Raw genomic sequence first — 2,311 nt, forward strand, 5'->3', positions numbered from 1 at the left:
CGGTGAAGAAATAGAGGAGAGTTTTTCCGGAAGTTCTCCCCAATTTGCGGAAATCATCAAGAGAGGCGACGGCAACCACTAGAGATACCATGACCAGAGGAACTGCAATCAATTTCATTGCGTTCAGGAAGATGACGCCAAGGAAGTCGATCTGACGCATGAAATCGGGGGAATAGATTCCGCCCAGAATACCCAGAACCGTTCCGAGAAGCATAGCCGTCAGTAATAATAGACCCGTTTTGTTACTCATAATCTCAATTCTATTATTAGGTTATTAAAATGTATGGACAATTATACAAATATCGTTCCGAGATTGCAACCGAAAATATTGGCGGCGAGCGCAATGCATTATGGGGCAAGAGATTAAAAAATGGAAAAAAGGAACCATGCGGAGAGAAAAACCGAAGCGGATCGGTGATTTTGGTGTTGCCAGAGATGATTATATCTCGGATATTGTTCTCATGACCGAATATGACCATCATTTCTTTATGGAGGCGGCATTCAAGGAGGCATTGATCGCTTTTGAGGAGCTCGAAGTGCCGGTGGGGGCGGTAGTGGTCAAAGAGGGAAAGATTATCGGGCGGGGGCACAACCGAACCGAGGCACTTAAAGACGCAACGGCACATGCCGAGATGCTGGCGATTACCTCGGCCGCCGAGAAAGTGGGCGACTGGCGGCTGGATGATTGTATCCTCTACTGCACAATCGAGCCATGCGCCATGTGTGCCGGAGCGGCGGTTCTATCGCGGATAAAAACCATTGTTTTCGGCGCCCATGACAGCAGGTTTGGCGCCTGCGGATCGATATTTGAAATTCCGACCGAAAAAAGATTGAACCATCGGATAGAAATAATCTCGGGCGTGATGGAAAAAGAGGCGCTGGAATTGATGCAGAATTTTTTCCAGGAGGTTCGCAAAAGGAAGGAGAAAATGAATTGAGTAATTACGATGTTGATATCAATCATATTCTGATCAAACCGGTCTATTTCGGGCTGTTGATGAATATTTTCGTGCCGGTGGTGATACTCGGTGTCGCCTATTATCTGGATAAATCGGGCGGCGCGCAGGGGACAATACAGAAGAGCGAGCTCAATATTCTTTTCTGGATGCTGGCGGCGGTTTCTTTGGCCGATGGAGCGATGGCGATATATTTCAAGCACAAGAAATTCATGGCGCCGATGATCCGCTCCAAAGAAACGTTTGAGGAAGATCTTACCCGGGGAGTATTCACCCGGTCGATAATCTGCTATTCGATGACCACGGCGATTGCGGTTTACGGACTGGTGTTCTACCTGATGGGTGGGTCATTCATGCATCTGTTTTTCTTTGTGTTTCTTTCTTTCATCGCGTTCCAGTTGATTCGGCCGCGGTATGGATTTATCGAGAAAGTTCTGGCGGCGCAGGAGAAGCATGTTGATGAGGGGCGCTTTTTGATGCCAAAAAATTAGCTCTTTACAAGGGGGCGGAAATTCGTTTATTTGGGCGCAGGTTTTCGTACAGGAGAGGTGCCAGAGTGGTCGATCGGGGCGGTCTCGAAAACCGTTGTCCCTTCGGGGACCCTGGGTTCGAATCCCAGCCTCTCCGTATAATTAGCGCCAATCCGGACATTTTCCACTATTATTTGTTGCCGGAGAAGGGGTTGGGTGGTCGGGAGAGGGCTGGCAAAATGGGTTTGTTTCTTCGTTTTTTAAAATGTGCAGTTTTGTTGGGGTGGAGTATAAGGCCCGCAGTGTAAGATAATATGCCCAAAAGAGTTGTGAAGATGTGACACGGTTTTGCGCGGTGTGGCCTGTTTTTTGTTTTGCATGGCTGGCAGTTTTGGGGCCGGTGTTGGCAATGGCCGTATTTTGGCGTTCAAAAATATGTTGATTTTTGGCAAGAATCATAACAATTTCCTTCTATATAATGGGAAAGGTTCCGAATCACCATCGATGCGCTACAGATTTTGATATGAAGGAATTGTTATTTGATAACCCTCTTGCAGGCTAAAGCCTGCCGCGCACAGAAGTGAAGCGGGGGTGAATTTGGAGAAAGAAATTAAATGTCGGGTTACTCATTCCGACCGGGCTCGGAATTTCGGAACCCGACCTACGAAAGCTTTGGTGAGGCTGGGTAAGACGCCGCAGAAAGTGGCCTTGCGGGCGCGGATTGTGCTTCTGGTAGCGGCGGGTCAGACGCACAGTGCGATTGCTCGGCAATTGGAAGTTTCCCGTCCGACGGTCCTGTTGTGGCGGGATCGGTTTGAGCAAGGAGGCGTGAACGGCCTGTTGCGGGATGCGCCGCGACCGGGGCGCAAGAAAGCGATTTCGGAA

Annotated in this window: 5 protein-coding genes and 1 tRNA gene; 4 read left to right on the top strand and 2 right to left on the bottom strand. The window is 48.9% G+C overall.

The genetic code is table 11. From position 1 onward, the window contains the following. On the bottom strand, window positions 1-250 hold a 250-nt coding region (locus NT002_08790), incomplete at its 3' end, for a cation:dicarboxylase symporter family transporter (GenBank protein MCX6829359.1). 100 nt (window positions 251-350) lie between these two features. On the opposite strand from NT002_08790, the gene tadA reads away from it, so the two are divergent. The 3 genes from tadA (at window position 351) to NT002_08805 (ending at window position 1,583) form a co-directional block, all read left to right on the top strand. Then, window positions 351-938, top strand: coding sequence for a tRNA adenosine(34) deaminase TadA (gene tadA / locus NT002_08795; GenBank protein MCX6829360.1), 588 nt, complete (start codon window positions 351-353; stop codon window positions 936-938). After that, window positions 935-1,447, top strand: a complete 513-nt coding sequence (locus tag NT002_08800) for a hypothetical protein (GenBank protein ID MCX6829361.1) — start codon at window positions 935-937, stop codon at window positions 1,445-1,447. The genes tadA and NT002_08800 overlap by 4 nt, the downstream gene beginning before the upstream one ends. A 51-nt stretch (window positions 1,448-1,498) precedes the next feature. Beyond that, window positions 1,499-1,583, top strand: a tRNA-Ser gene (locus tag NT002_08805). 5 nt (window positions 1,584-1,588) lie between these two features. Here NT002_08805 and NT002_08810 read toward each other — a convergent pair. Continuing rightward, window positions 1,589-1,885 (bottom strand): hypothetical protein, encoded by a 297-nt coding sequence (locus NT002_08810; GenBank protein ID MCX6829362.1) that lies wholly within the window; start codon window positions 1,883-1,885, stop codon window positions 1,589-1,591. A gap of 216 nt (window positions 1,886-2,101) precedes the next feature. Here NT002_08810 and NT002_08815 point away from each other — a divergent pair. Then, window positions 2,102-2,311: helix-turn-helix domain-containing protein (locus NT002_08815; GenBank protein MCX6829363.1), on the top strand; the 210-nt coding region annotated here is incomplete at its 3' end.

The sequence above is a fragment of the Candidatus Zixiibacteriota bacterium genome, assembly GCA_026397505.1.
Lineage (GTDB): Bacteria > Zixibacteria > MSB-5A5 > GN15 > PGXB01 > JAPLUR01.